General features: G+C 71.6%; 23 protein-coding genes and 1 tRNA gene. 15 read left to right on the forward strand and 9 right to left on the reverse strand.

The window, feature by feature from the left end; translation table 11 throughout:
• Window positions 1-14: 14 nt before the first annotated feature.
• Both TK50_RS16790 and TK50_RS16795 read right to left on the reverse strand, forming a co-directional pair.
• Window positions 15-578, reverse strand: a complete 564-nt coding sequence (locus TK50_RS16790) for a nitroreductase family protein (RefSeq protein ID WP_043964899.1) — start codon at window positions 576-578, stop codon at window positions 15-17.
• A gap of 83 nt (window positions 579-661) precedes the next feature.
• Window positions 662-1,468: a hypothetical protein gene (locus TK50_RS16795; RefSeq protein ID WP_241774040.1), complete on the reverse strand. Its 807-nt coding sequence runs from the start codon at window positions 1,466-1,468 to the stop codon at window positions 662-664.
• A gap of 243 nt (window positions 1,469-1,711) precedes the next feature.
• Here TK50_RS16795 and TK50_RS16800 point away from each other — a divergent pair, with 243 nt between their 5' ends.
• Together TK50_RS16800 and TK50_RS16805 are read left to right on the forward strand one after the other, a co-directional pair.
• Window positions 1,712-2,977 (forward strand): aspartate kinase, encoded by a 1,266-nt coding sequence (locus tag TK50_RS16800; RefSeq protein WP_043964901.1) that lies wholly within the window; start codon window positions 1,712-1,714, stop codon window positions 2,975-2,977.
• 4 nt (window positions 2,978-2,981) lie between these two features.
• Entirely contained in the window at window positions 2,982-4,043 is a 1,062-nt protein-coding gene (locus TK50_RS16805; RefSeq protein WP_043964903.1) for an aspartate-semialdehyde dehydrogenase, read from the forward strand.
• 23 nt (window positions 4,044-4,066) lie between these two features.
• Here TK50_RS16805 and TK50_RS16810 read toward each other — a convergent pair whose 3' ends face one another.
• Window positions 4,067-5,446, reverse strand: coding sequence for a GGDEF domain-containing protein (locus TK50_RS16810; protein ID WP_043966372.1), 1,380 nt, complete (start codon window positions 5,444-5,446; stop codon window positions 4,067-4,069).
• A 239-nt stretch (window positions 5,447-5,685) separates the two neighbouring features.
• On the opposite strand from TK50_RS16810, the gene TK50_RS16815 reads away from it, so the two are divergent.
• The 5 genes from TK50_RS16815 to TK50_RS16835 all read left to right on the forward strand — a co-directional run bounded on the left by TK50_RS16815 (window position 5,686) and on the right by TK50_RS16835 (window position 9,468).
• The gene (locus TK50_RS16815; protein WP_043964904.1) at window positions 5,686-6,465 is read left to right on the forward strand and encodes a phosphodiesterase; all 780 of its coding nucleotides are present in this window, start codon (window positions 5,686-5,688) and stop codon (window positions 6,463-6,465) included.
• 1 nt (window position 6,466) lies between these two features.
• Window positions 6,467-7,099: a histone deacetylase gene (locus TK50_RS16820; RefSeq protein WP_241774041.1), complete on the forward strand. Its 633-nt coding sequence runs from the start codon at window positions 6,467-6,469 to the stop codon at window positions 7,097-7,099.
• 266 nt (window positions 7,100-7,365) lie between these two features.
• Complete coding sequence (locus TK50_RS16825; protein WP_241774042.1) at window positions 7,366-7,824, forward strand: lamin tail domain-containing protein; 459 nt, start codon at window positions 7,366-7,368, stop codon at window positions 7,822-7,824.
• A 282-nt stretch (window positions 7,825-8,106) separates the two neighbouring features.
• Complete coding sequence (locus tag TK50_RS16830; RefSeq protein ID WP_043964906.1) at window positions 8,107-8,607, forward strand: hypothetical protein; 501 nt, start codon at window positions 8,107-8,109, stop codon at window positions 8,605-8,607.
• Between the two features lie 201 nt (window positions 8,608-8,808).
• Window positions 8,809-9,468 (forward strand): HNH endonuclease family protein, encoded by a 660-nt coding sequence (locus TK50_RS16835; protein WP_043964907.1) that lies wholly within the window; start codon window positions 8,809-8,811, stop codon window positions 9,466-9,468.
• A 176-nt stretch (window positions 9,469-9,644) separates the two neighbouring features.
• Here the strand turns inward: TK50_RS16835 and TK50_RS16840 are convergent, their stop codons facing one another.
• The 3 genes from TK50_RS16840 to TK50_RS16850 all read right to left on the reverse strand — a co-directional run bounded on the left by TK50_RS16840 (window position 9,645) and on the right by TK50_RS16850 (window position 11,467).
• Window positions 9,645-9,881 carry a hypothetical protein gene (locus TK50_RS16840; RefSeq protein ID WP_043964908.1) on the reverse strand — a complete coding sequence of 79 codons (237 nt, stop codon included), beginning with the start codon at window positions 9,879-9,881 and terminating at the stop codon, window positions 9,645-9,647.
• Window positions 9,882-10,816: 935 nt separating this feature from the next.
• Window positions 10,817-11,089, reverse strand: a complete 273-nt coding sequence (locus TK50_RS16845; protein ID WP_043964909.1) for a hypothetical protein — start codon at window positions 11,087-11,089, stop codon at window positions 10,817-10,819.
• Between the two features lie 3 nt (window positions 11,090-11,092).
• Window positions 11,093-11,467, reverse strand: a complete 375-nt coding sequence (locus TK50_RS16850; protein ID WP_199486084.1) for a hypothetical protein — start codon at window positions 11,465-11,467, stop codon at window positions 11,093-11,095.
• Between the two features lie 111 nt (window positions 11,468-11,578).
• On the opposite strand from TK50_RS16850, the gene TK50_RS16855 reads away from it, so the two are divergent.
• The gene (locus TK50_RS16855) at window positions 11,579-12,994 is read left to right on the forward strand and encodes a helix-turn-helix domain-containing protein (protein ID WP_043964913.1); all 1,416 of its coding nucleotides are present in this window, start codon (window positions 11,579-11,581) and stop codon (window positions 12,992-12,994) included.
• Between the two features lie 3 nt (window positions 12,995-12,997).
• Here TK50_RS16855 and TK50_RS16860 read toward each other — a convergent pair whose 3' ends face one another.
• Window positions 12,998-13,564, reverse strand: a complete 567-nt coding sequence (locus TK50_RS16860; RefSeq protein ID WP_043964914.1) for an NUDIX hydrolase — start codon at window positions 13,562-13,564, stop codon at window positions 12,998-13,000.
• Between the two features lie 569 nt (window positions 13,565-14,133).
• Here TK50_RS16860 and TK50_RS32985 point away from each other — a divergent pair.
• The 5 genes from TK50_RS32985 (at window position 14,134) to TK50_RS16880 (ending at window position 19,637) form a co-directional block, all read left to right on the forward strand.
• Entirely contained in the window at window positions 14,134-15,183 is a 1,050-nt protein-coding gene (locus TK50_RS32985) for a RelA/SpoT domain-containing protein (protein ID WP_158499182.1), read from the forward strand.
• Window positions 15,180-15,461, forward strand: coding sequence for a hypothetical protein (locus tag TK50_RS16865; RefSeq protein WP_063838607.1), 282 nt, complete (start codon window positions 15,180-15,182; stop codon window positions 15,459-15,461). Before TK50_RS32985 ends, TK50_RS16865 begins: the two co-directional genes overlap by 4 nt.
• A 1,205-nt stretch (window positions 15,462-16,666) precedes the next feature.
• Window positions 16,667-18,226: a replication initiator gene (locus tag TK50_RS16870; RefSeq protein ID WP_082106434.1), complete on the forward strand. Its 1,560-nt coding sequence runs from the start codon at window positions 16,667-16,669 to the stop codon at window positions 18,224-18,226.
• Window positions 18,223-18,420: an excisionase family DNA-binding protein gene (locus tag TK50_RS16875; protein WP_043966378.1), complete on the forward strand. Its 198-nt coding sequence runs from the start codon at window positions 18,223-18,225 to the stop codon at window positions 18,418-18,420. Before TK50_RS16870 ends, TK50_RS16875 begins: the two co-directional genes overlap by 4 nt.
• Window positions 18,420-19,637 (forward strand): tyrosine-type recombinase/integrase, encoded by a 1,218-nt coding sequence (locus TK50_RS16880; protein ID WP_043964917.1) that lies wholly within the window; start codon window positions 18,420-18,422, stop codon window positions 19,635-19,637. Before TK50_RS16875 ends, TK50_RS16880 begins: the two co-directional genes overlap by 1 nt.
• A 74-nt stretch (window positions 19,638-19,711) precedes the next feature.
• Here TK50_RS16880 and TK50_RS16885 read toward each other — a convergent pair.
• Both TK50_RS16885 and TK50_RS16890 read right to left on the reverse strand, forming a co-directional pair.
• Window positions 19,712-19,785, reverse strand: a tRNA-Pro gene (locus TK50_RS16885).
• 281 nt (window positions 19,786-20,066) lie between these two features.
• Window positions 20,067-20,960: a metallophosphoesterase gene (locus TK50_RS16890; RefSeq protein WP_043964918.1), complete on the reverse strand. Its 894-nt coding sequence runs from the start codon at window positions 20,958-20,960 to the stop codon at window positions 20,067-20,069.
• A gap of 25 nt (window positions 20,961-20,985) precedes the next feature.
• On the opposite strand from TK50_RS16890, the gene TK50_RS16895 reads away from it, so the two are divergent.
• Both TK50_RS16895 and TK50_RS16900 read left to right on the forward strand, forming a co-directional pair.
• Window positions 20,986-21,441: a GatB/YqeY domain-containing protein gene (locus TK50_RS16895; protein ID WP_043964919.1), complete on the forward strand. Its 456-nt coding sequence runs from the start codon at window positions 20,986-20,988 to the stop codon at window positions 21,439-21,441.
• 80 nt (window positions 21,442-21,521) lie between these two features.
• A complete protein-coding gene (locus TK50_RS16900; protein ID WP_241774043.1) occupies window positions 21,522-22,148 on the forward strand; it encodes a SanA/YdcF family protein in 627 nt (208 codons plus the stop codon).
• Window positions 22,149-22,223 lie beyond the last annotated feature (75 nt).

The raw sequence follows: 22,223 nt of genomic DNA on the forward strand, positions 1-22,223 counted from the left end.
GCATCCGGCGCAGCTCAGCGCAGCAGCAGGTCGGCCAGGGGCCGGCGGCGGCGCAGGCCGATCTCGCGGTCCCGCAGCGCGGTGGGCAGGCTGGACGGGTCACCGAGTCGGCCCACCGCCACCACCACCAGCGGGCGGACGCCGGCCGGCAGGTCCAGGTCGGCGGCGAGCCCGGCGTGGTCGAAGCCGGCGATCTGGCGCACGTAGAGCCCGAGCGCGGTGGCCTGCACGGTCAGGTGGGCCACCGCCTGGCCCAGGTCGTACGCCGCGCCGGTGCCGGCGTCGCGGCCGGCACCGCCGCCCGCGACGGTGCCGGCGGCGAGGTGGGCGCCGAGCAGCAGGGCGGCGGCGTGCCGGGCCCACGGCTGGTCGTCCTCGGGCAGGTTGACCAGGATACGTTTCCAGGTCTCGTCGTCCCGGTGGCCGAGGGCGAACCGCCACGGCTGGCCGTTGTCCGCCGAGGGTGCCCAGCGGGCCGCCTCCAGCAGCGAGGCGGCCTCGTCGGCGGTCAGCGTGGCGGCGGGGTCGAACGCCCGGGGGCTCCAGCGGAACGCGAGCAGCGGGGTCAGGTCAGCCATGGATGAAGCATGCCGTATCGGACTTTTCACCCCGCCCACGGGTTGGGCGAATGTGGCCGGAGCCACCCGTAACGGACAGCCGTTCAGGGCGTTGCCGTGCCCGACGGCGTCTCCGCCGAGGACTCCGCCGAGGGCTCCGGCGCGGCGACGCCGAGCGGCTCGCCGTCGGTGACTGGGCCGGCCAGCTGCACCGTCGCGGGCCCCGGGCCGGCCGGCCCGGCCAGGACGAGCGTGCCGCCGGTGGTCCGCACCGCCGTCGGGGTGCCGTCCGGGGCGTAGCAGTAGATGCCGACGTCCAGCGGGGCGTTCAGCGAGGCCGAGGTGGTGTCGACCGAGTAACAGGACCCGCTCGCGCCCTGCGGCGGCCGGGCCGGGGAGACCGCGAGCGGGGCCCGCCGGTCGGTGAGCACCTCCAGCCAGTCGGTGAACGGGTGCTGCACCCGGGGGTCCAGCCGGTGCGGGACGGTGTCCGTCGGGTCGCCGAGGCGTACGCAGCTCGCCGGCTCCGGCCGGCCCGCCGACGGCAGGCCGCACTGGTAGAGCCCGTCGGCCGTGGCGGCGAGCGACACGTCCGCCGTGCCGCCCAGCGCCCCGCCCGGCACGTCCACCCGCCAGGTGCCGTCGGCGGCGCTGGTCACCACGATCGAGCGGTCGGAACCGGTGCCGTCGGCCAGGGTGTAGCGGGCGGTGAAGCTCCGGTCCTGGGCCGCCGCGGCCAGGGCGGCCAACTCGTCGCGGGCGGCGTCGGCGGCGGCGGGCGCGGGGTCGGTGGGCGTCGGCGGGGCCGGCGCGGGGGCCGGATCGTCGGCGCAGGCGGCGAGCAGGGCCGGCAGGACGGCGAGCGCCGCGACGCCGGTCAGCCGCCGGGCCGTGCGGAGGTGGGCGTGCACCGGGTCATTCTGCGGTGCGCGGGCCGCGCCCGGCACCCCGCCGACGCCGTTGCGCGGGCGTGTCGCGTACCCCTCGGCGGGCTGGTGAGGGCGCGGCCCGGCCGGTCGGGCGGGCCGGATGGTGGGATCACCCGACCCGGCCTTCCGGGCCGCCGGATACCCTGATGGGGTCTGACAAGGTGCCACCGGCTGGTTGCCGGCGGTGCGACACGCTCGAAGGACGCGGGGAGGGAGTGCACCGTCGTGGCACTCGTGGTGCAGAAGTACGGCGGATCCTCCGTCGCCAACGCCGAGCGGATCAAGCGGGTGGCCGAGCGCATCGTCGCCGCCCGCAAGGCCGGCGACGACGTGGTCGTGGTGGTCTCCGCCATGGGCGACACCACCGACGAGCTGCTCGACCTGGCCAACCAGGTGAGCCCGCTGCCGCCGGGCCGCGAGCTGGACATGCTGCTCACCGCCGGGGAGCGGATCTCCATGGCGCTGCTCGCCATGGCCATCCACAACCTGGGGTACGAAGCCCGCTCGTTCACCGGCTCGCAGGCCGGCGTGATCACCACCTCCGTGCACGGCAAGGCGCGGATCATCGACGTCACCCCGGGGCGGCTCAAGGGCGCGCTCGACGAGGGCGCGGTGGTCATCGTCGCCGGCTTCCAGGGCGTCTCGCAGGACACGAAGGACGTCACCACGCTGGGCCGGGGCGGCTCGGACACCACGGCCGTGGCGCTCGCCGCCGCGCTGCACGCCGACGTCTGCGAGATCTACACCGACGTCGACGGCATCTTCACCGCCGACCCCCGGATCGTGCCGAACGCCCGGCACATCCGCCACGTCACCTACGAGGAGATGCTGGAGCTGGCCGCCTGCGGCGCGAAGGTGCTGCACCTGCGCAGCGTCGAGTACGCGCGCCGCGCGGGGCTGCCGATCCACGTCCGCTCGTCATACTCGACCAACACCGGCACGATGGTCACCGGATCGATGGAGGACCTTGCTGTGGAACAGGCACTGATCACCGGCGTCGCCCACGACCGCAGCGAGGCGAAGATCACGATCGTCGGGGTGCCGGACGAGCCGGGCGCCGCCGCGCGGATCTTCGACACCGTCGCCAGCGCCGAGATCAACATCGACATGATCGTGCAGAACGTCTCCACCGAGGGCACCGGCCGCACGGACATCTCGTTCACCCTGCCCAAGACCGACGGCCCGACCGCCATGGCCGCGCTCAGCAAGATCCAGGAGCCGGTCAAGTTCAAGGGCCTGCTCTACGACGACCACGTCGGCAAGGTCTCGCTCATCGGCGCGGGGATGCGGTCGCACCCGGGCGTCGCGGCCGGCTTCTTCGCCGCCCTCGGCGCTGCCGGCGTCAACATCGAGATGATCTCCACCTCCGAGATCCGGGTCTCCGTGGTCTGCCGGGACACCGACCTCGACAAGGCCGTCCGGGCCATCCACGACGCCTTCGAGCTGGGCGGCGACACCGAGGCCGTCGTGTACGCGGGGACCGGGCGGTAACGCCGTGCCGGCGCGGCCCACCCTCGCCGTGGTCGGGGCGACCGGTGCCGTCGGCACCGTCATGTGCGAGCTGCTGTCGTCGCGGCGCGACGTGTGGGGCGAGATCCGGCTGATCGCCTCCGAGCGGTCGGTCGGGCGGCGGGTGCGCTGCCGGGGCGAGGAGCTGACCGTCGGGGCGCTCACCCCGGAGGCGTTCGACGGCGTCGACGTGGCCATGTTCGACGTGCCCGACGACGTCTCCGCCGAGTGGGCCCCGGTCGCGGTGTCCCGGGGCGCGGTGGCGGTCGACAACTCCGGCGCGTTCCGGATGGACCGCGACGTCCCGCTGGTCGTCCCCGAGATCAACCCCGAGCAGGTGCGCAACCGGCCGAGGGGGATCGTCGCCAACGCCAACTGCACCACCCTCGCGATGATCGTGGCGATCGCCCCGCTGCACCGCGAGTACGGGCTGCGCGAGCTGGTCCTGGCGTCCTACCAGGCGGTCTCCGGGGCGGGGCAGGCCGGGGTGGACGCGCTGCACCTCCAGCTCGGAAAGATCGCCGGGGACCGGGTGCTCGGCTCCCGCCCCGGCGACGTGCGGCAGGCGGTCGGCGACGAGCTGGGGCCGTTCCCCGCCCCGCTGGCGCTCAACGTGGTGCCCTGGGCCGGCTCGCTCGCCGACGGCGGGTGGTCGTCCGAGGAGCTGAAGATGCGCAACGAGTCGCGCAAGATCCTCGGCCTGCCCGACCTGAAGGTCTCCGCGACCTGCGTACGGGTGCCGGTGGTGACCGGCCACTCCGTGGCCGTGCACGCCGTCTTCGCCACCGAGGTCGACGCGGAGGGCGCCCGGGAGGCGCTGCGCAACGCCCCCGGCGTGATCCTGGTCGACGATCCGGCCGCAGGCGAGTTCCCGATGCCGATCGACGCCGTGGGCACCGACCCGTCCTGGGTTGGCCGCATCCGCCGCGCCGTCGACGACCCGCGCGCCCTCGACCTCTTCGTCACCGGCGACAACCTGCGCAAGGGCGCGGCCCTCAACACCGCCCAGATCGGCGAGCTGCTGGCCAAGGAGCTGACCGCCCGCTGACGCCCTCCCGGTGAGGCGGCCGCTCAGGCGGCGGCCAGGCGTACGCCGTCGCGCCCCTGGCGCTTGACCGCGTAGAGGGCCTGGTCGGCGCGGCGCAGGGTCTGCTCGGGCGACTCGCCCGGCCGGGGCAGGGCGACGCCGACGCTGATCGTGCGGCCGGTGCCCCGGGCCGCCTCGGCCAGCCGCTCGGCGATGCGTACCGCCTCCTCGGGGCGGTTCACCTCGATCACGGCGACGAACTCGTCCCCGCCGATCCGGTACAGCTCGTCGCCCTGACGCAGCGCCGCCTCCAGCGCTCGGGCCAGCCCCACCAGCAGCCGGTCCCCGGCCTGGTGGCCGTACGTGTCGTTGACCGCCTTGAAGCCGTCCACGTCGATGGCCAGCAGCGCCGTACGCCCCGGGGTTGCCCGCGCGATCCGCTGCCCGAACGGCCCGGTGTGCCGCAGCCCGGTCAGCGGGTCGGAGCTGGCCTGCTCGCGCAGCCGCGCCAGCGTACGCAGCCGGTCCAGGCACGTCCACGCCTGCCCGGCGAGCAGCTCCATCAGGTTGACCGTCGTCGGGTCGGGCCGCAGCAGCCGCTCGTCGGCGACCAGCAGCACCCCGCCGCCGTCGGGCGGCCCGACGGGCACCGCCACCAGGGTGCGCACCCCGGCGTCGGCGAGCGGCCGGTATTCCTCCGTGGGCGGGTGCCCCGCCTCGCCCAGGGTGTAGCCGGCTCCGTGCCGGTGGGCGCGGGTCACCATCCGGTGCAGGGCCGGCGCGCCCGCCTCGGTCAGCTCGGCCCGGATGCGGGACTCCAGCTCGCCCGGTGCGCCGGTGGGCGCGCCCAGCCGGGGGCCCCTCCCGCCGCCGGACAGCAGCAGCACGGCCGCGGAGAGGGTGGAGACCTCCCGGGCCGCGCAGATGGCCGCCGTCATCAGGTCCCACTCGGTGGGGGCGGCGGTCAGCGCGGCGGCGTGCCGCAGCAGCTTCTCGCTGCGGGTCTCGGCGGGCGGGCCGCCCAGCGCGGTGATCCGGGCGCCGAGCCGGGCGGCCACGCGTTCGGCGGTCTCCCGCCACGGGCCCAGCTCGACCGGGCCGGACCACTGGAGGTCGAGCACCCCGATCGGCCGGCCCGCCGGGTCGAGGACCGGCACGCAGACCTCGGCGGTCACGTCGGGGCGTACCGGGAGGTAGTCGGGGTCGGCGGCCACGTCCGCGACGGTGGCGGGCTCGCCGGAGGCGTACACCCGGCCGACGACGCCGGCCTTCGGCGGGACGGTGGCGAAGACCTGCCACGCGCCGGTGGCGGCGACGCAGCGCAGCCGGTCGCGCACCTGGAGCAGCACGGAGATCGTGGCCGGCGCGTACCGGGCCAGCGCGGTGACGGTCCACTGGCACGCCTCGACGGCGGTCGACGCCATCGGCAGGCGGACCGTGACGTCCCGGACGACCCGGTGGTGATCTACGCGCACGTGGTTCCTGACAGGGGAGGGAAGCGGCCCGACCAAGCGTACTCACCGCAGCTCAGCAGGCTGCCACCAAGATCATTTACTTCGTACACATGTGCTATCCACAGGCTGTGGACGCGGCCTGTGGACGGGGCCGTGGGCCGAGGGCGGCGGCGATAGCCTGAAGGCACCGGTCGACCTGGAGGCACGCGATGCTCATCGCCCAGCTCAGCGACACCCACCTCACCACCGGTCCGCTCGCCGCCGAGCCCGCCGCCGCGCTGCACCGGGCGCTCGGCCGGGTGCTCGGCCTGCGCCCCCGACCCGACCACGTCGTCGTCACCGGCGACCTCACCGAGCACGGCAGCCCCGAGGAGTACGTCGCGCTGCGCGACCTGATCGCCCGGTTCCCGGTGCCGGTGCACCTCGTCGCCGGCAACCACGACGACCGCGAGTCGCTGCTCGACATCTTCGGCGGCACCCCGCACCTCGGCGGCGGCTACCTCCCCCACTACGCCGTCGAGCAGCCCGACGCGACCATCGTCGTGCTCGACTCCGTCAGCCCCGGCGAGCCGGCGGGCCGGCTCGGCCCCGAGCAGCTCGCCTGGCTCGACGAGACGCTCGCCCGCCGGCCCGGGCTGCCCGCCGTCGTCTGCCTGCACCACCCGCCCGTCCCGGTGGGCCTGCCCTACCTCGACGGCATGCGCCTGCTCGACGGCGACGACCTCGCCACGGTGGTGGCCGCCCACCCGCACGTCGTCCGGGTCGTCGCCGGGCACGTGCACCGCCCCGTCACGGTCGGCTTCGCCGGCACGGTGCTGACCACCGCGCCGAGCACCTGGCGGCAGTCGTCGCTCACCCTCGACGAGGGCGACGAGATGGGATACGCCCTCGAACCCACCGCCTTCCTGCTGCACCTCGTCGCCGACGGCGGCTGCGTCACCCACACCGTGCAGGTGAGCCACGCGGCGGCCCGCACCGGCGCGTACTGACGTGCGCGAACTTCTCTGGTACGTCGCCTACGGCTCGAACATGCACGCCGACCGGCTCGGCTGGTATCTGGGCGGGGGCCGGCCGCCGGGCGGGCTGCGGACGTACCCCGGATGTCGGGACTGCCGGCCGCCCCGCCGGTCGGCGGCGGTGCTGGTGCCCGGCGGCATCTACTTCGCAGGGGAGTCCCGGGCCTGGACCGGTGGGATGGCCTTCTACGATCCGGGGCTGCCCGGCACGGCGGCGGCGCGGGCCTGGCTGCTCACCCGGGAACAGTTCGCCGACGTCGCCGCGCAGGAGATGTACCGGGAGCCCGGCGTCGACCTCGACCTGATCGGGGCCGCGGTCGCCCACGGCCGGGCCACCCTCGGCCCGGGGCGCTACGAGACGCTGCTGTGCACCGGGCTCCGCGACGGCGTGCCGATGCTGACCTTCACCGCACCGTGGCGGGCGGCGGACGTCGAGTGGACCGCGCCCGCCCCCGGGTACCTCGCGATGCTCGCCGCCGGCCTGCGCGAGGCGCACGGCTGGGAGCCGGCACGCATCGCCGGCTACCTGGCGGGCCGCCCCGGCGTCGCCGACCGCTGGGACCCTCGGGCCGTCGACTCGTTGGTGGCGGCCACACTCGCCGGGTGAGGCTCGCCCGCCCGGGACGTGCCCCGGTACTGCCGTTCGCGTCACGCTGCGTCGCCGTTCGCCCCGTGCTCTCCCGCCGTTCGCGTCACGCTGCGTCGCCGTTCGCGCGGTCCCTCGGCACCGTTCGGCCGCGATCGGTGGGCCCTGCGGGCGTAGTTGCCGGCGCGGGTGTCGAACCATCCACAGTGGCCGTCCGACGCCGATAGCCTCTGCTCACGTTCCGCGCCGGCACCCGTCGAGGGCCGGCCGTCAGCATGTGGGGGATCGTGTTGAAGAAGAGGCTGACCGGCATCGCCGTCGCTCTCGCCGTCACCGTCGGTGGCTCGCTCACCCTGGCCGCGCCCGCGCAGGCCGCCACCCCGGCGATCCAGATCACCAAGGCCTACTACAACTCGCCGGGCACCGACGACCGGTCGAACAGCAGCCTGAACGCCGAGTACGTGAAGCTGACCAACCGCAAGACCACGACCGTCAACCTCAAGTCGTGGACGCTGCGCGACAAGTCGAGCCACATCTACACGTTCACCAGCGACTTCAAGCTCGCCGCCGGGGCCAGCGTCACCATCCACACCGGCAAGGGCACCAACACCTCGACCCACCGGTACTGGGGGTCGGGCGCGTACATCTGGAACAACACCGGCGACACGGCGTACGTGCGCGACACGGCGGGCAAGACCATCGACTCCTGCTCGTGGGGGAGCAGCGGCAGCTACACCAACTGCTGACGCTGTCTGTTGGTCGGCCGGCTCTCATGAGGGGGGAGCCGGCCGCCAGCGGCAGACCCTCCCGGCGCTGCGCGGGCACGTGCCGCTTGGCGGGGTCAGACCCTTCGGGCGCTGCGGGGGCACGTGCCGTTTGGCAAGATCGTGCTCGATCCCGGATCGAGTGGCCTCGGTCCCGGCTCGGAGGCCACTCGATCCCGGATCGAGCACGATCTCGCACGGTGGCCTCCCGCCGGGCCGGGCTCGGCGCGCCGTACGCCCGGTGGGTCTGCCATCCTGGGAGCGATGACGACGACCTGGCGACACCTGCCCGCGCCGGCCCGCGAGATCGCCCGGGCGGCCACCGACGCCGTGGCCGCCGCCCGGGTCCGGGACACCGAGGCGTACGACGAGGCGGTCGACCGGCTCGCCGGGGCGGACCGGTCCGGGCTGGTCCTCGGCGCGGTGGTCCGCCTGCTGCTGGAGGAGACCCACCCCGACGGGCTGGACGGCGACGACGTCCGGCAGGTGCTGGAATCGTGCGTGCGGGGCGCGGCGAGCTGGCGGCCGGACGTTGACCCGCACGTGGTGCTGGTGCTGCTGGCCGGCGCGCTCGGCGTGTACGACCCGGGCGACGACCCCACCCCGCCCGATCCGGCCGCGCTGGCCCGGCACGCGCCGCTGCTCCTCGCCCACCTGCTGACCGCGGGCGCTTCGGAAGGGCCTCCGGCTGCGCCGGACCGGCCGCTCGACGGCCTGCTGACCGCCGCGTTTGCCGAGATCCGGCGCACCGAGCTGAACGACTGAGGCGTACGCGTGCTGCTCCGGGACGTCGACGCCGGCGACGTCGGCGCGTACCGAAGGATGCTGCTCGACCTCTAAGTCATCCTCGATCATCCGTCATTCGAGGTTTCGCGAAGCGTTCACCTGCGGGTTCTGGTTGTGGGAATGTCGTCTGTGTCTATATACATGGAAGACGATGCATCCCGCCTACCCGGACGGAGCACCATGAACCGCACGCCGCGCATGGCCGCGACCACCCTCGCCGCCGCCCTCGTCGCCACCATCGGCCTGGCCGACCCCGCCTGGGCCGCCAGCTACTCCGCGCCCCTGCAGACCGCCGTCGCGGCCCTGCCGGTGGCCACCGAGATCCGCACCGGCTACAGCCGGGACCTCTTCCCGCACTGGATCGACGCCGACGGCGACGGCTGCAACACCCGCAACGAGGTGCTGCTCGCCGAGGCGGTCTCCGCGCCCACGATCAGCGGAACCTGCACGCTCTCCGGCGGACGCTGGTACTCCTACTACGACAACGCCTACTGGACCGCCACTGGTGACGTCGACATCGACCACATGGTGCCGCTCGCCGAGGCGTGGGACTCCGGCGCCCGCAACTGGTCCACCAGCCGCCGCCAGGCGTACGCCAACGACCTGAGCGACTCCCGCCCGCTGGTCGCGGTGACCGACAACGTCAACCAGTCCAAGGGCGATCAGGACCCGGCCACCTGGATGCCGTCGTACAGCTCCGCCCGCTGCCGCTACGTCAACGAGTGGGTGGCCACCAAGACCCGCTGGCGGCTCACCGTCGACACGGCCGAGAAGGACGCCCTGACGAGCTGGGCCAGCTCCTGCCCCAACGTCACCATCTCGGTGACGTACGCGTACTGAGCCACTGCCGTACGGTCGTGCACCCCGGCAGAACATCATCAGAGTGGCCGGCTCATGACGTCGGCATCTGTGATCGTTTCCGGGTTTCGAAGGCTGCGGCTGTTTCGGGCGATCCGAAACAGCCTCGGAGTGCCCTGCCCCTCTGATTCCGAGACAGGGCACTCACTGGTGAGCCGTTACTGCACGAGCTTGTGTAGCCTGCTTGCGACGACCAGGCCGGTCAGAACGAGAGTTACGACGCCGGCAGCGATGCCCAGGGCGATCCCCGCGCCCGTGCCGATCGCTGACCCTGTCTGCATCCCTACGGTCAGACCGGTGACCGTTGCGGCCAGTAGACCCACGCTTGCCGTTACCAGCAAGATCAGTAGGTCTCGCTGGGCCAACAGGTACTGCTCGTGATGGTTGTCGGGCATTAGCCCCCCTTGATGGATCGATGTGTGCATCGTCTCGGACTCCAAGGTCTTTCGCGCCGTGCATGCACCCGTTGGTTACCGCCTGAGAGTGCGACGCTCAAGGCCTTGGCATGTGGTTGAACGACCCGGACCGCCTTTGGCAGCGGCACGGGTCAACCTTTTGGCCTCAAAACCATCTGGCATCCCATGATTTGCAACGTATGCCCGCTTTCGTGGCTTCCGATCTCGGAGTGTGGAAGACGGAAGGATTCTCTTCCGGGACTGCGCAGGTGAGCTGCGGTTCACCTGAAAGGGCTAGAAGCTGGCGAGATCAAGCCGATCCCTTGTCTGATTCTCATCGTTTAAACAGGTGAGAAGTGAGTCGGTTGTCTAGATGGATCGGCGCACGTCTCGGACAGGACGACCCTCTGTTACCGCAGGGGGTCGTTCGTCCCTGGCGAGCGTCCCAGGTTCTCGTGCCAGTGCTGGTGGCCGTGTCGAACCCGCTCGGTCGCAGCATCCGGTGATGAGCCGGTCACGATCCAGATATCACGCGTCCAGTCACCTGTCGGTGGGGGCGGGACACCGTTCGGACGTAGGCGGACAGGTGACCGGTTCCGGGCAGCGATAGAACGCGCACGGCTCGGGTGGTGCCGGCCTTGGGCTGCGTCAGTCGGGGGCTCGTCACCGGTTCCTCACGGAACCGGGGGGTGAGGTGCGGGGCGTGGGCATCGGGCATCCGCCACGCTGAACCGGTACGCGCGCACTCGACCAGCGGAGGTGACCGCCGGGTGCAGGCGTCGTTTGCTGCCTCCCGACCAGCACTGATCGGCAGAAACGAATCAAGGCCCCTCCACGAGGGGCCTTGACCTGCTCTTGCCTCTGGTCGGGGTGGGCGGATTCGAACCGACGGACCTCTTCGTCCCGAACTGGCGGCGATCCGGTCGGATCGGCTGTCATCCGAGGTCATCCGGCCTGCTGGGGTCGCGCTGGGTTGGGTGTGGTCGGCTCGGTTGCTGTACTTCGCTGCTGTACTGCTCGTCGACGAGGAACTGTCGGAAGTGGGTGCGCATCTCCAGCCAGTGGCGGTGTTCGTCGCACGGGTGGAGTCGGCCGCACCGGCACAGACTGAGGGTCGACTCGGCGTGCTTGGTCAGCAGGATGTCCGCGTAGGCCACCTGCGCTCGGGCGTACTCGCGGAAGGCTGCCGAGGTGTAGAGGGCTCCCATCGGTCACCGCCCCGACCTGTGGGTGTGGCGGCGGTGCCAGAGGGCTTCGGCGACGGCGTCCATGGGGTCGATCTCGCCGGCGGCCAGGCGTTCGCGGGTGACGGTTAGCCAGGGTGGTGAGGTCGGGGTGGATTCGCCGCAGGCGGTCCGCATCCCCTCCTGGGCGAGTCTGGCCGGTTGGCAGGGTTCGCGTTGGTTCGGGTGCCAGGTGCCGGTGGCCATGCAGAAGCTGGTGCTGTCGGGTCGGTGGGTTTCCCAGAGGGTGCGGGCCAGTCGCCACAGGAGGCGGTGCCGGCAGTCGGCGGGCGGTTCCACGGGTGGGTTGTCGATATCGAAGGACATGCGCCGACCATCGCGTCCGACGACGCGCCGTTCCATGGCCAGCGGTCATGTCACGGTGACATGGGACGGCTCGACCAGGCTGAACGGTCGCTCTAGGCTGTCGACCTGAACACCTTGAGTAGTCGGGACACGACGCTGGGGGCTGCCGTGCTGCTCGATCCGCTGCGAATACCGGAGGATGCGTGGTCGCACGGCGAGGTGCTGGCCGTCCTGGCCGTCCGCGATATCGGCGGGCTGTTCCGCTGGATCGCGAGTCTCACCGGGGCGAGTCAGAGCCGGATCGGGGCTGCCGTCGGGCTGGAACAGGGCTACATCAGCCGGATCGTGGCCGGACGCAAGGTCACCTCGATCGACGTCCTGGAGCGGATCGCCGACGGCTGCCGGATGCCCGACCAGGCGCGCACCACGATGGGGCTGGCACCCCGACAGGCGGAACCACCGGCCGCCGCCCCCAGTCGTCGCGTTCCCGACGCGCCGCCTTTGCAGCGGACCTGGCGCGACGACGTACGTAGTGCCGCAGAGCTTTGGCGAGGTGACGTGAACCGTCGAGACGTACTCCGGCAGGTGGCTTTCAGTTCCGCCGGCTACACGCTGCCGGCGCTGCGCTGGTTCACCGCCCCCGACCCGGCCCCGGTCACCCAACCCGGACGCAGCGCGGTCGGTCAACCCGCGATTGACACCATCCGGGCGATGACGGCGACCTACCGCCAGTTGGACAACCAGTACGGCGGCGGGCACGCCCGCGACACCGTCGCCCGCTATCTCCACCAGGAGGTGACCCCGCTGCTCACCGACGGCCGGTACGACCACGGCACCGGTCAGCGGCTGCTCAGCGCCGCCGCCGAACTGGCCCAACTCGCCGGATGGCAGGCGTACGACACGGCCGAGCACGGCATCGCCCAGCGGTACCTCACCCTCGCCCTGGACTTCGCCCACGCCGCCGGAGACGACGGCCTCGGCGCGGAGATCCTCGCCGCGATGAGCCACCAGGCCACCTACCTCGGCCACACCGCCACCGGCCTCGACCTCGCCCGCGCCGCCGGCCAGACCGCCCGCCGCGCCGGGGTCCCCGTGCTGACCGCCGAAGCCCACGTCATGGAAGCCCACGCCCTGGCCAAGGCCAACGACGAACGGGCCTGCGCCGCCGCCCTGCACCAGGCGGAACAGGCCCTCGACCGGGCCGACCGCAGCAGCGACCCGCAATGGCTCAGCTACTTCGACGAGGCATACCTGTCTGCCAAGTTCGGCCACTGCTTCCTCGCACTCGGCCGCAACACCCACGCCGAACGCTTCGCCGCCCGATCCCTGCGCATGGACAACCGCTACGTACGCGGCAAAGCCTTCAACCTGGCCCTGCTCGCCAGCGTCCACGCCCAGCAGGGCGAACCCGACCGGGCCTGCGCCATTGGCGCGGAAGCCCTGACCCTGACCGCCCAGCTCCGCTCGGCCAGGGCCGTTCGCTATCTCCGTGACCTGCAAGCGCAGCTTGCCCCACACCGGCGGCTACCCGCCGTCCGGCACTTCACCGGCCGCGTTGACGCCACCCTCGGCCGGCGGCGCTGAACGTCACAGCTCTCCCCGGGCCTTGCGCGCCACCAGCTCCAGCACCGCGATCACCGTGCCGGCACCGACGATCTCACCCCGGGACACCAGGCCGTACGCCTCGTTGAGTGAAATCCACGCGACCTGCTCGGCCTCGTTGACGTCCACGGGTGCGCCGATGTGCTCGGCCTCCCGGGCCAGGAAGAGGAGGTTCTCGGCGTCGGCGGTGCCGACCCAGGGTTGGAAGGACAACAGCGGCTCTACCGCCTGGGGCCGCCAGCCGGTCTCTTCCTCGACCTCCCGCACGGCGCACTGTGCCGGCTGCTCTTGGTCGTCGACGTAGCCGCCGGGCAACTCCCATACCCATCGGTCGAACACGAACCGATGCCGCCGCATCAACAGCAAGCGCTCCCGATCGTCGAGTACGGCGACCATGGCCGACCGAGGAGCCCGGATCACGTACTGCTCGAAGCGCACTCCGTCGGGCAACTCCACCTCGGCGATGCTCAGGCGCGCTCGGCGGGTGTCGTCCACGACCCGCTCGCCGTGGATGGTCCACCGGGTCAACTCCGTCGCCTGCTTCTCCACCACCCCGCCAGTATCCGCGCCGAACCCTCACCACGCGCCGCAGGCAACGCCTCATGGGCGCAATGCTCGGGCCGCGCCCCGCCGACGAGCACCCCACACCGACCCCGTCGGAGGGATGCGGACCCGCACTGTCATCTGTTACCAGTTGGTAGCGACCAAGCTCGATGAGCAGCTGCCGTGCGTGCCGGTTCACGTTCCGGACCGACCCGCGTCGAAGCTGCCGCCGCCTTCTTGCTGCCTCGCCTGCCTGACCACCAGCGTTACAAGGCGCTGGGGCGATGTCAGGGCTGGAAGCCGGCAGGCCCGGCCCTTGTGTCACCCAATTAACGCCGTTGACGTACGCCAGTTCAGGAAACGAGGTGCGCTCAACTCGCGATAGGCGATGCGACCTGCGGAAACGTGTTCCGGTTGCCCGCCCCGCACCTCACCATTTGTGCATCCTTCGGATCTTGCCGATGCCAGCCAGCCGCGAAACTGGCCCCGCCATCCACCCGCCGCCGAGCTTGTGTCAGATTCCAGACATGACTTAAGTGCGTCTTGCCAACACTGAACACCAACTATACGTTGCCTCAGTGCCTCTACCCCTATCCAAGACTCAAATCAATAAGCTTGGACTACGCTTAGGTGCTGATGACAACCCCAGTCATGGTGACCTAACAAAACTCCAGGATCTGATTCGCTATTATCAGACTATCTTGGATAATGTCAAGGCTGACCTAGACGGCCTTGGCTTTGGCGAGGCAACATCGAGGGTTAAGACTCAGCGCACCTTGATCGAGAAGTTGCGCCGTGAGAAAAAGATGGAGTTGGCCAGAGTCCAGGACTTCGCCGGTGCACGCCTTGTCCTCGACGGCAATCGGAATCACCAAGATGAAGTCGTCGAGAAGATCGTTGAGTGCTTCTCGGGCCTAACCAAGGCTCCTCGCGTAGTTGATCGTCGATCAGATCCCAGCCACGGCTATCGGGCCGTACATGTCATCGTCTACCCGGAGGACATCCAGGTTGAGATACAGGTTCGGACCGACACCCAAAACTCTTGGGCTCAGGTAATGGAAAGTCTGGCCGACCGCTGGGGTCGTTCAATCCGGTATGGAGGCAATCCCGAGGATTCGAACAAATTGGTGCAAAGCGTTCTGCCTCCAACCACCCGAGCGGGGTTCATGCGCCACCTTTTGAACCTCAGCGACTTGATCGATGACGCCGAGAAGATGGAAACTCTCTTGGATGTCGCCCGACAAGCCGTTAGCCCTGCCCTTTTTTCGGAAGAAGAGGCCGCAATAAGTGAATTTGCCAGGAGGCAGTATAAGTTCATGAAGAGAACTCCAACCGGAAACAACGAAGCGGACATGGCATTTCTGTGCCTTATTGCCAAGCGTCGCTTCAAGCAGATAGCCCCTCACATTTTCGACGATAAGCGGAGGGCTGGAAGGTTCATTCGGCGCACCTTTCCGCGTGGTGTTGAAGCTTCCCCCCACACGGCTCGCGACGCCATCGCCCAATTTTTGAGCTTGATCGGTTCGGTGTTCACTTCATTGGAGAATCGCGCAAGGATGCGCGGCGCCAGGGTTCGCGCTACTATCAAGACATTAGAGCAGCTTGTAGACCTCGGAGGCGTCCAGTGAACCACTACCTGGTGGTATTTGATCGCCGTATGGGTGAGATCGTCCGATCCTCGGAGTTTTCGGATCCAGGCCGAGCGCTCGACGCGAGGTTCCAGGCCGAGCTGGAGTACCGAGCCAACCTGGACGTTGAGGTTGTGGTCTTGGGCGCAGCATCCTGGGAAGCCTTGACCAAGACTCACACCCGGTACTTCCAAAACGTGCGAGAGCTTGCCGCCTCTGCGCTGCGTGGTTTCCAGCAGCTAGAGTGCCGTCCCGCTTTGACCGCAACCCTGGCCTGACTTACGGCTATCACTGCCACACCGCGTCCTGTGGCGAGGTTCACGCCTGGTAGCGATCGACTACGAGCACCACCCCGGTAGGCTCGCGTTGCAGCGCGACCTTAGCGAGCCTACCGGGGTGGTGCTGCTCTGCGTTTGGGACCTCTAGTGTCGCGATAACCGCCGTCCCGTCTGCCGTCGACCCGCACTTCTGTGGAGCGGGCCTCCGCCCGGCCCGCCACGTCAAGACGGCCTTGACGCACGGTCGGACGCTGGCGGGTCGGGCGGAGGTCTGCTCGGCTCGCCCGGGTCGACGGCAGACGGGATGGCTCCCCACCGCCACCACCCACGGACCGCGAGCCGCCGACGGACCCCCGGCCATCCTGGAGCCGGAGCGCCCCCGCCGGAGGCGCAGTAACCGCACCCCGCCACCGGCACGGCAGCCGCCGACGGCCCCGGCGTGCGCTCCCCCACGCCGCGCGGTGCTCGCCGCGTGGCCCGGCCGGCTGCCGGCCCACCGACCCCACCGGGCAATGGCCTGTCGTCGTCCGGCGGCCCACCGGCTTTCCGCCCTCCGCGCCAGCCGCCGGGCGTGTTGCGTGGCCGGAGTCGGAGCGCCAGCGGAGCGACGGGCGCGCGCCCTGGCGGCGGCGCGTGCGGCCCGTTCAGGGCCGCCTTGATAGACGTATAGAAAGTCCTCCCACACCGGCCGGCAGCCGGCCGCCCTGCTGCTTCACGGCGGGTTGACGTGTCGGTACCCGGTGCTAATCTGGCCCTCGTCGAGCACGTCAGCGCGGCCTTCCTGCCGGATCGCTGAACTCGACTTCGGAGTTGCCGAGCGGTCTTCCTGCCGCTGATGCGGGTCACGTCCCGCCGGCTTTCGATCTCACCGGCCGCTGTGCCGGTCCGGAATCCGCTGAGCGGCCCAGCACGGCCTTTCCTGCCGTCCACGATGGCCCTCGGATTCGCGCACCTCGACGGGTGGGGATCGCCTGCGGCAACCGGCCGGTAGCCGACGACCAGGCACCCCACCCGCCCCGGCGTCACCCAAGATCCAGGAACCCAGCTCAACGGCGGCACGCGGCCTGATGGCCAGCCCCGCCCTCCGGCGTGAGCCGCCCTCTCCGGCGGTGCCAGGAGACACCACGAACACCATCGGCGGACACCGCTCCGGCGTCCGGTGGCAGTTCGTCGCCCGTCCCCTGCCACCCCTTGAGGAGAAAACCGTGTCCACCCTCACCGCCGGCCGTGACGCCCAGGCCCTGCACCGCGCCGCCGCCCCGGACTACTTCGGCTGGCTGGAGCACACCCGCGCCGCCGGAGGCTGCACCCGCCCGATCCGCCTGACCGGCACCCTCACCGCCGTCGAACCCGGCACCGGCCGAGTCCTGGCCGAGCAGCACACCGACGAGCTGCCCGACCGGACGCTGTACAAGGCGTGCGGCAACCGCCGTGCCGCCCAGTGCCCCGACTGCGCCTGGGTCTACGCCGGTGACGCCTTCCAGGTCGTTCGCTGCGGCTTGACCGGCGGCAAGACCGTCCCCACTACCGTCAGCGCGCATCCGGTCGTCTTCGCCACCTTCACCGCGCCGTCCTTCGGCCCGGTGCACCACCGGCACATCCCCCGGCACACCTGCGCCCACCGGCGGCGCTGCGACTGCCGGCCCGCACCCTGCCGCGCCCGGAGCACCGCCGGCACCTGCCCACACGGGCGGCCTGCGGCCTGCTTCACCCGCCACGACGCCGACGATCCGCAGCTCGGTCGACCGCTTTGCCTGGACTGCTACGACCACGACCACCAGGCCGTCTGGAACCACTCCTCGGGCGAGCTGTGGCGACGCACGAAACAGGCCGTCGAACGGCACCTCACCGCAGTGTGCCGCCGACGCGGCATCCCCCACGTCCAGGTCGTCACCGACTCCGGCCGGGTCCGGCGGGTGCCTCCGGTGCGGGTGTCCCACGGGAAGGTCGCCGAGATGCAGCGCCGGGGCGCGGTGCACTTCCACGTCCTGCTGCGCCTCGACGGCGTCGACCCCCACGACCGGCACGCCCTGGTGCCGCCGCCGGCCGGCGTCACCGTCGACGATCTCGATGCCGCCGTCCACGCCGCCACCCGACAGATCACCGTCACCACCCCGCCGCACCCCGACCGCCCGCATGGCTGGCCGGTCGCCTGGGGTGAGCAGGTCGACGTACGCCGCATCGGCCCCAGCGACGGTGATGTGACCGACGCCAAGGTGGCCGCCTACCTCGCCAAGTACGCCACGAAGTCCACCGAGGTCACCGGCCACTGCTCCACCCGGCTCACCCCGGACACCGTCGACGCCTACGCCGACCCGGAAGGCGACCACCTCGCCCGGCTCATCGATGCCTGCTGGCGGCTCGGCCGTCCCACCCGGCACCACACCACCCGGCCAGCCGGGACGACAGAAGACCGTCAAGGCGACCTTGACCCCACACCGAACCCCTACGCCGGGCTGCGCCGCTGGGCGCACATGCTCGGCTACGGCGGCCACTTCCTCACCAAGGCCCGCTGCTACTCGGTCACCTTCGGCCTGCTACGCGACACCCGCGCCGCCTACCGCCGCACCGAGCACACCGACACGGCCGACAGCGATCACACCGCCGGCACGGTCACCGTGGGCACGCTGGCCTTCGTCGGCTCCGGCTGGCTGACCGACGGGGACGCCCTGCTCGCCAACACCGCCGCCGCCCGACGCCGCGAACGCCAACGCGTCGGCCGCGAAGAACTCGCCCACGAGACGTGGTCGGGGGTGGCGGCATGACCCGACCCCTCACCCCACGCTGGTACTCACCCGCCGAGGTCGCCGTCCTGCTCGGCTTCGGCATCTCCAAGGTCAAGATGAAGATCGCCACCGGCGAGCTGCGCTCCATCAAGGACGGCAAGTACCGCCGCGTCCTGCCCGAGTGGGTCGACGAGTACGTCCGCGAGCAGGTCCAGCGGCAGGAGGCCGCCTGATGCCCGCCCGCACCCGCGCCAACGGGGAAGGCTCGATCTTCCCCTACCGCAACGGCTTCGCCGCGTACGTCTGGGTCACCAGGCCGGACGGGAAGCGGACCCGCAAGTACGTCTACGGCCAGACCCGGGAGGTCGTCCACGACAAGTGGATCAAGCTGCACCAGCAGGCCAAGGCCGGACCGGTCGCCACCCGGGTCCCGACCCTCGGCGACTACCTGACCTACTGGCACCGGGAGGTCGTGCGCCCCAACCTCGCGCCGCTGACCTGCGCCACCTACGAGACGATCCTCCGGCTGTACGTGATCCCCGGCCTCGGCGGGAAGCGGCTCGACCGGCTCCAGGTGCGCGACGTGCAGACCTGGGTCAACGAGGTGGCCCGTACCTGCCAGTGCTGCGCCCAGGGCAAGGACGCCCGCCGCCCCGAACTCAGACGGCGCTGCTGCGCGCTCGGCCGGTGCTGCGGCGACGTGCCGTCCGCCCGCACCGTCAAGGACGTCCGGGGTGTGCTGCGCTCGGCGCTCAACCACGCGGCCACCGAGGAGTTGGTCACCCGCAATGCCGCCGCCCTGGTCAAGCTCCCACCGGTCCGTCGCCGCAAGGGCCGGGCGTGGACCAGCGACGAGGCGCGTCGGTTCCTGGAGTCCGCGCGGGCCGACCGCGATCCGTTGTACGCCGCGTACGTGCTGATCCTGGTGCTCGGTCTGCGCAAGGGTGAGGTGCTCGGCCTCACCGGGGACGCCGTGGACCTGGCGGCGGGGGAAGTGTCGATCGGCTGGCAGTTGCAGCGGGTCGGCGGGCGACTGCTGCACCGGGAGACCAAGACGCAGACCTCGGACGCCACCCTCCCGCTGCCGGACATCTGCGCGGCGGCGCTCGACCTCCGTCAACAGGCGAGGAAGGCCGACCGCGACCAGGCGGGCATCGCCTGGCAGGGCTCGCCGCTGCTGTTCACCACGCGCTACGGGACTCCCATCGAGCCGCGTAACTTCAACCGGTCCTGGGACGCCCGCTGCGCCCGCGCCGGGGTCCGGAGGATCACCGTGCACGACGCCCGGCGTACCTGCGCGACCCTGCTCGTCGACCTGGACGTGCATCCGCGCGTCATCATGCAGGTGCTCCGGCACGCGGAGGTGTCGGCGACGATGGAGATCTACTCGCAGGCGTCCTCGGACGCCACCCGCGACGCGCTCAAGCGCCTCGGCGAGAGCCTGCGCTGACCGCTGCTGTACTCCACTGCTGTACAAAGCACTAGAGGGCACATCCTTCGAAAGGATGTGCCCTCTGACCTCTGTCGGGGTGGCCGGATTCGAACCGACGACCTCTTCGTCCCGAACGAAGCGCGCTACCAAGCTGCGCCACACCCCGAGGCGTGCGGACAAATACTAGCCCACCCGCCCCGATGGTCAAACTCGGTACCCCCACCGCCCCGCTGGGCCCCCGGTGCGCCCCCGGCCGATGCCGTAGACGGCTCAGCTCCCTAGCGCTCCGAGCAGCCCTGTCGTCCCGGAGCGGCCGCACCCGGCGGCTTCCGCGCCCGCCCCGACCGCGCCCGCCGCGCCTCCGCGAAGGGCGGCGGGCACGCCCGGGACGGCGGCCCGAGGCGGCGTACGTCACACTCGCCGCCACCCGCAGGGCGGCGGGGAGCGTCAGCGGGGGATCAGGGTGAGGATGCTCGCCTCGGGCCGGCAGGCGAACCGCACCGGGGCGGTCGGATGGGTGCCCAGGCCGGCCGAGACGTGCAGCCAGGCGTCCGACTCCGGCCAGCGGTGCAGGCCCTTCGCCATCGACCGGGGCAGCCCGCAGTTGGTCACCAGCGCCCCGAAGCCCGGCACGCAGACCTGCCCGCCGTGGGTGTGGCCGGCCAGCAGCAGCTCGAAGCCGTCGGCGGCCATCTCGTCGAGCACGGCCGGCTCGGGGGAGTGGGACAGCGCGATCGACAGCTCCGCCGCTGCCGAGACGGGGCCGGCGACGGAGGGGTAGTCGTCCCGCGCGATGTGCGGGTCGTCGACGCCGACCAGCTCGATCAGTCGCCCGCCCGCCTTGAGCGTCGTCCGGGCGTTGTTCAGGTCCGCCCAGCCGGCGCCGGTGAAGACGTCGCGCAGCTCGTCGTACGGCAGCTCGGCGCCCTCGCTGTATTCCCGGTCGGGCAGGAAGTAGCTGAACGGGTTCTTCAGCACCGGCCCGGTGTAGTCGTTCGAGCCGAACACGAAGGCCCCCGGGAAGTCCAGCAGCGGCGCGAGGGCGCGCAGCACGCCGGGCACCGCGCCCGGGTGGGCCATGTTGTCGCCGGTGACGACGACGAGGTCCGGGTCGAGCGCGGCCAGCGACGCCACCCAGTCCTGCTTGCGCCGCTGTTCGGGCATCATGTGCAGGTCCGACAGGTGCAGCACGCGCAGCGGCTCGGTGTCGGCCGGCAGCACCGGCACGTCGAACCGGCGCAGGGTGAACAGGTTGCGCTCGACGAGTGACGCGTACGCCAGGGTTGCCGCCCCGGCCGCGACGGTGCCCACGCCGAGTCGGAATAGTGTGCGCTTTCGCATGCCGTTCAGGGTAGTTTCACCGGTCATGAGCACGCTGAAGGACCGCCTCACCGCCGACATGCGCGCCGCCCTGAAGGCGCGCGACGAGCTGACCACCTCCACCCTGCGGATGGCCCTGGCGGCCGTCGGCACGGCCGAGGTCGCCGGCAAGGCCAAGCGCGAGCTCACCGACGACGAGGTGCTCGCGGTGCTGACCAAGGAGGCGAAGAAGCGGCGCGAGGCCGCGACCGCCTTCGCGGACGCCGGGCGCGCCGAGCAGGCCGCGAAGGAGAGCGCCGAGGGCGAGGTCCTCGACCGGTACCTGCCGAAGCAGCTCTCCGACGACGAGCTGGCCGAGCTGGTCGCGGGGGCGCTCGCCGCTGGCGGCTTCACCGGCAAGGCCCAGATGGGCCCGGCGATGAAGGCGGCCCAGGCCGCGGTGGCCGGCCGGGCCGAGGGGGGCCGGGTGGCCACCGAGGTACGCCGCCAGCTCGGCCTCTGACGCGGGTGCCGGCGAGCGGGGAAACCGGCGGGGCAGGCCGTCCCCTCCGTCGGCGACGGCGTCTGACGCGCCTGGCTGTCGTGGGCGTCGTCGGCGTGCTGCTGGTCAGCGGCCCGTGGCTCTGGACGAAGATCGCCGCGCACGGCCACGTGCACGGCGAGGCCGACGCGCCGTCCGCCGACGTCGTCATCGTGCTGGGCACCGAGGTGGCGGCCGACCGGCGTCGTCCCGCCGACCGGCTGGCCGGTCGCCTGGAGACCGCTGCCGCGCTCGTGCGCGACGGGCGGGCCCGAGTGGTCCTCGTGTCCGGCGACGGTGGCGGCGCGTCCGGCGACGAGCCGACGGTGATGACGTCGTACCTGGTCGAGCTCGGCGTGGATCCCGGGCGGGTGGTGGCCGACCCGTTCGGGCTGGACACCTACGACAGCTGCGCCCGGGCCCGCGAGGTGTACGGGGTGACGCGGGCGCTGATCGTCACCCAGTCCTACCACCTGTCGCGGGCGGTGACGTTGTGCCGCGGTCTCGGCGTCGACGTGGACGGGGTGGCCGCCCGGTGTGCGGGCTGCCCGGCGGCCCTGCTCGCCGAGAAGGCGGTCCGTGACTACTTCGCCAGCGGGAAGGCGGCGTGGGACGCGGCCAGCGGGCGGCCGCCGGCGGTCCGCTCACCCGTCGACCCCGCCGTCCGGGACGCGCTGGCGCTCGGCTGACCGCCCGGCAGGCGGGCCGACGAGAACGGGCGGGCACCCCCGGTTGAGGGGTGCCCGCCCGTCGTCACATGCGAC

This window comes from Micromonospora haikouensis (genome assembly GCF_000876225.1).
GTDB classification, from domain to species: domain Bacteria; phylum Actinomycetota; class Actinomycetes; order Mycobacteriales; family Micromonosporaceae; genus Micromonospora; species Micromonospora haikouensis.

What these genes read in the sequence shown, in the direction of transcription:
- TK50_RS16875 (WP_043966378.1), top strand. Translation starts at nt 18,223, where the DNA reads ATGACCCGACCCCTCACCCCACGCTGGTACTCACCCGCCGAGGTCGCC.
- TK50_RS16890 (WP_043964918.1), bottom strand. Translation starts at nt 20,960, where the DNA reads ATGCGAAAGCGCACACTATTCCGACTCGGCGTGGGCACCGTCGCGGCC.
- TK50_RS16790 (WP_043964899.1), bottom strand. Translation starts at nt 578, where the DNA reads ATGGCTGACCTGACCCCGCTGCTCGCGTTCCGCTGGAGCCCCCGGGCG.
- TK50_RS16840 (WP_043964908.1), bottom strand. Translation starts at nt 9,881, where the DNA reads ATGCCCGACAACCATCACGAGCAGTACCTGTTGGCCCAGCGAGACCTA.
- TK50_RS16810 (WP_043966372.1), bottom strand. Translation starts at nt 5,446, where the DNA reads ATGGCGTCGACCGCCGTCGAGGCGTGCCAGTGGACCGTCACCGCGCTG.
- TK50_RS16895 (WP_043964919.1), top strand. Translation starts at nt 20,986, where the DNA reads ATGAGCACGCTGAAGGACCGCCTCACCGCCGACATGCGCGCCGCCCTG.
- TK50_RS16830 (WP_043964906.1), top strand. Translation starts at nt 8,107, where the DNA reads ATGACGACGACCTGGCGACACCTGCCCGCGCCGGCCCGCGAGATCGCC.
- TK50_RS16815 (WP_043964904.1), top strand. Translation starts at nt 5,686, where the DNA reads ATGCTCATCGCCCAGCTCAGCGACACCCACCTCACCACCGGTCCGCTC.
- TK50_RS16845 (WP_043964909.1), bottom strand. Translation starts at nt 11,089, where the DNA reads ATGGGAGCCCTCTACACCTCGGCAGCCTTCCGCGAGTACGCCCGAGCG.
- TK50_RS16880 (WP_043964917.1), top strand. Translation starts at nt 18,420, where the DNA reads ATGCCCGCCCGCACCCGCGCCAACGGGGAAGGCTCGATCTTCCCCTAC.
- TK50_RS16850 (WP_199486084.1), bottom strand. Translation starts at nt 11,467, where the DNA reads ATGGAACGGCGCGTCGTCGGACGCGATGGTCGGCGCATGTCCTTCGAT.
- TK50_RS16835 (WP_043964907.1), top strand. Translation starts at nt 8,809, where the DNA reads ATGAACCGCACGCCGCGCATGGCCGCGACCACCCTCGCCGCCGCCCTC.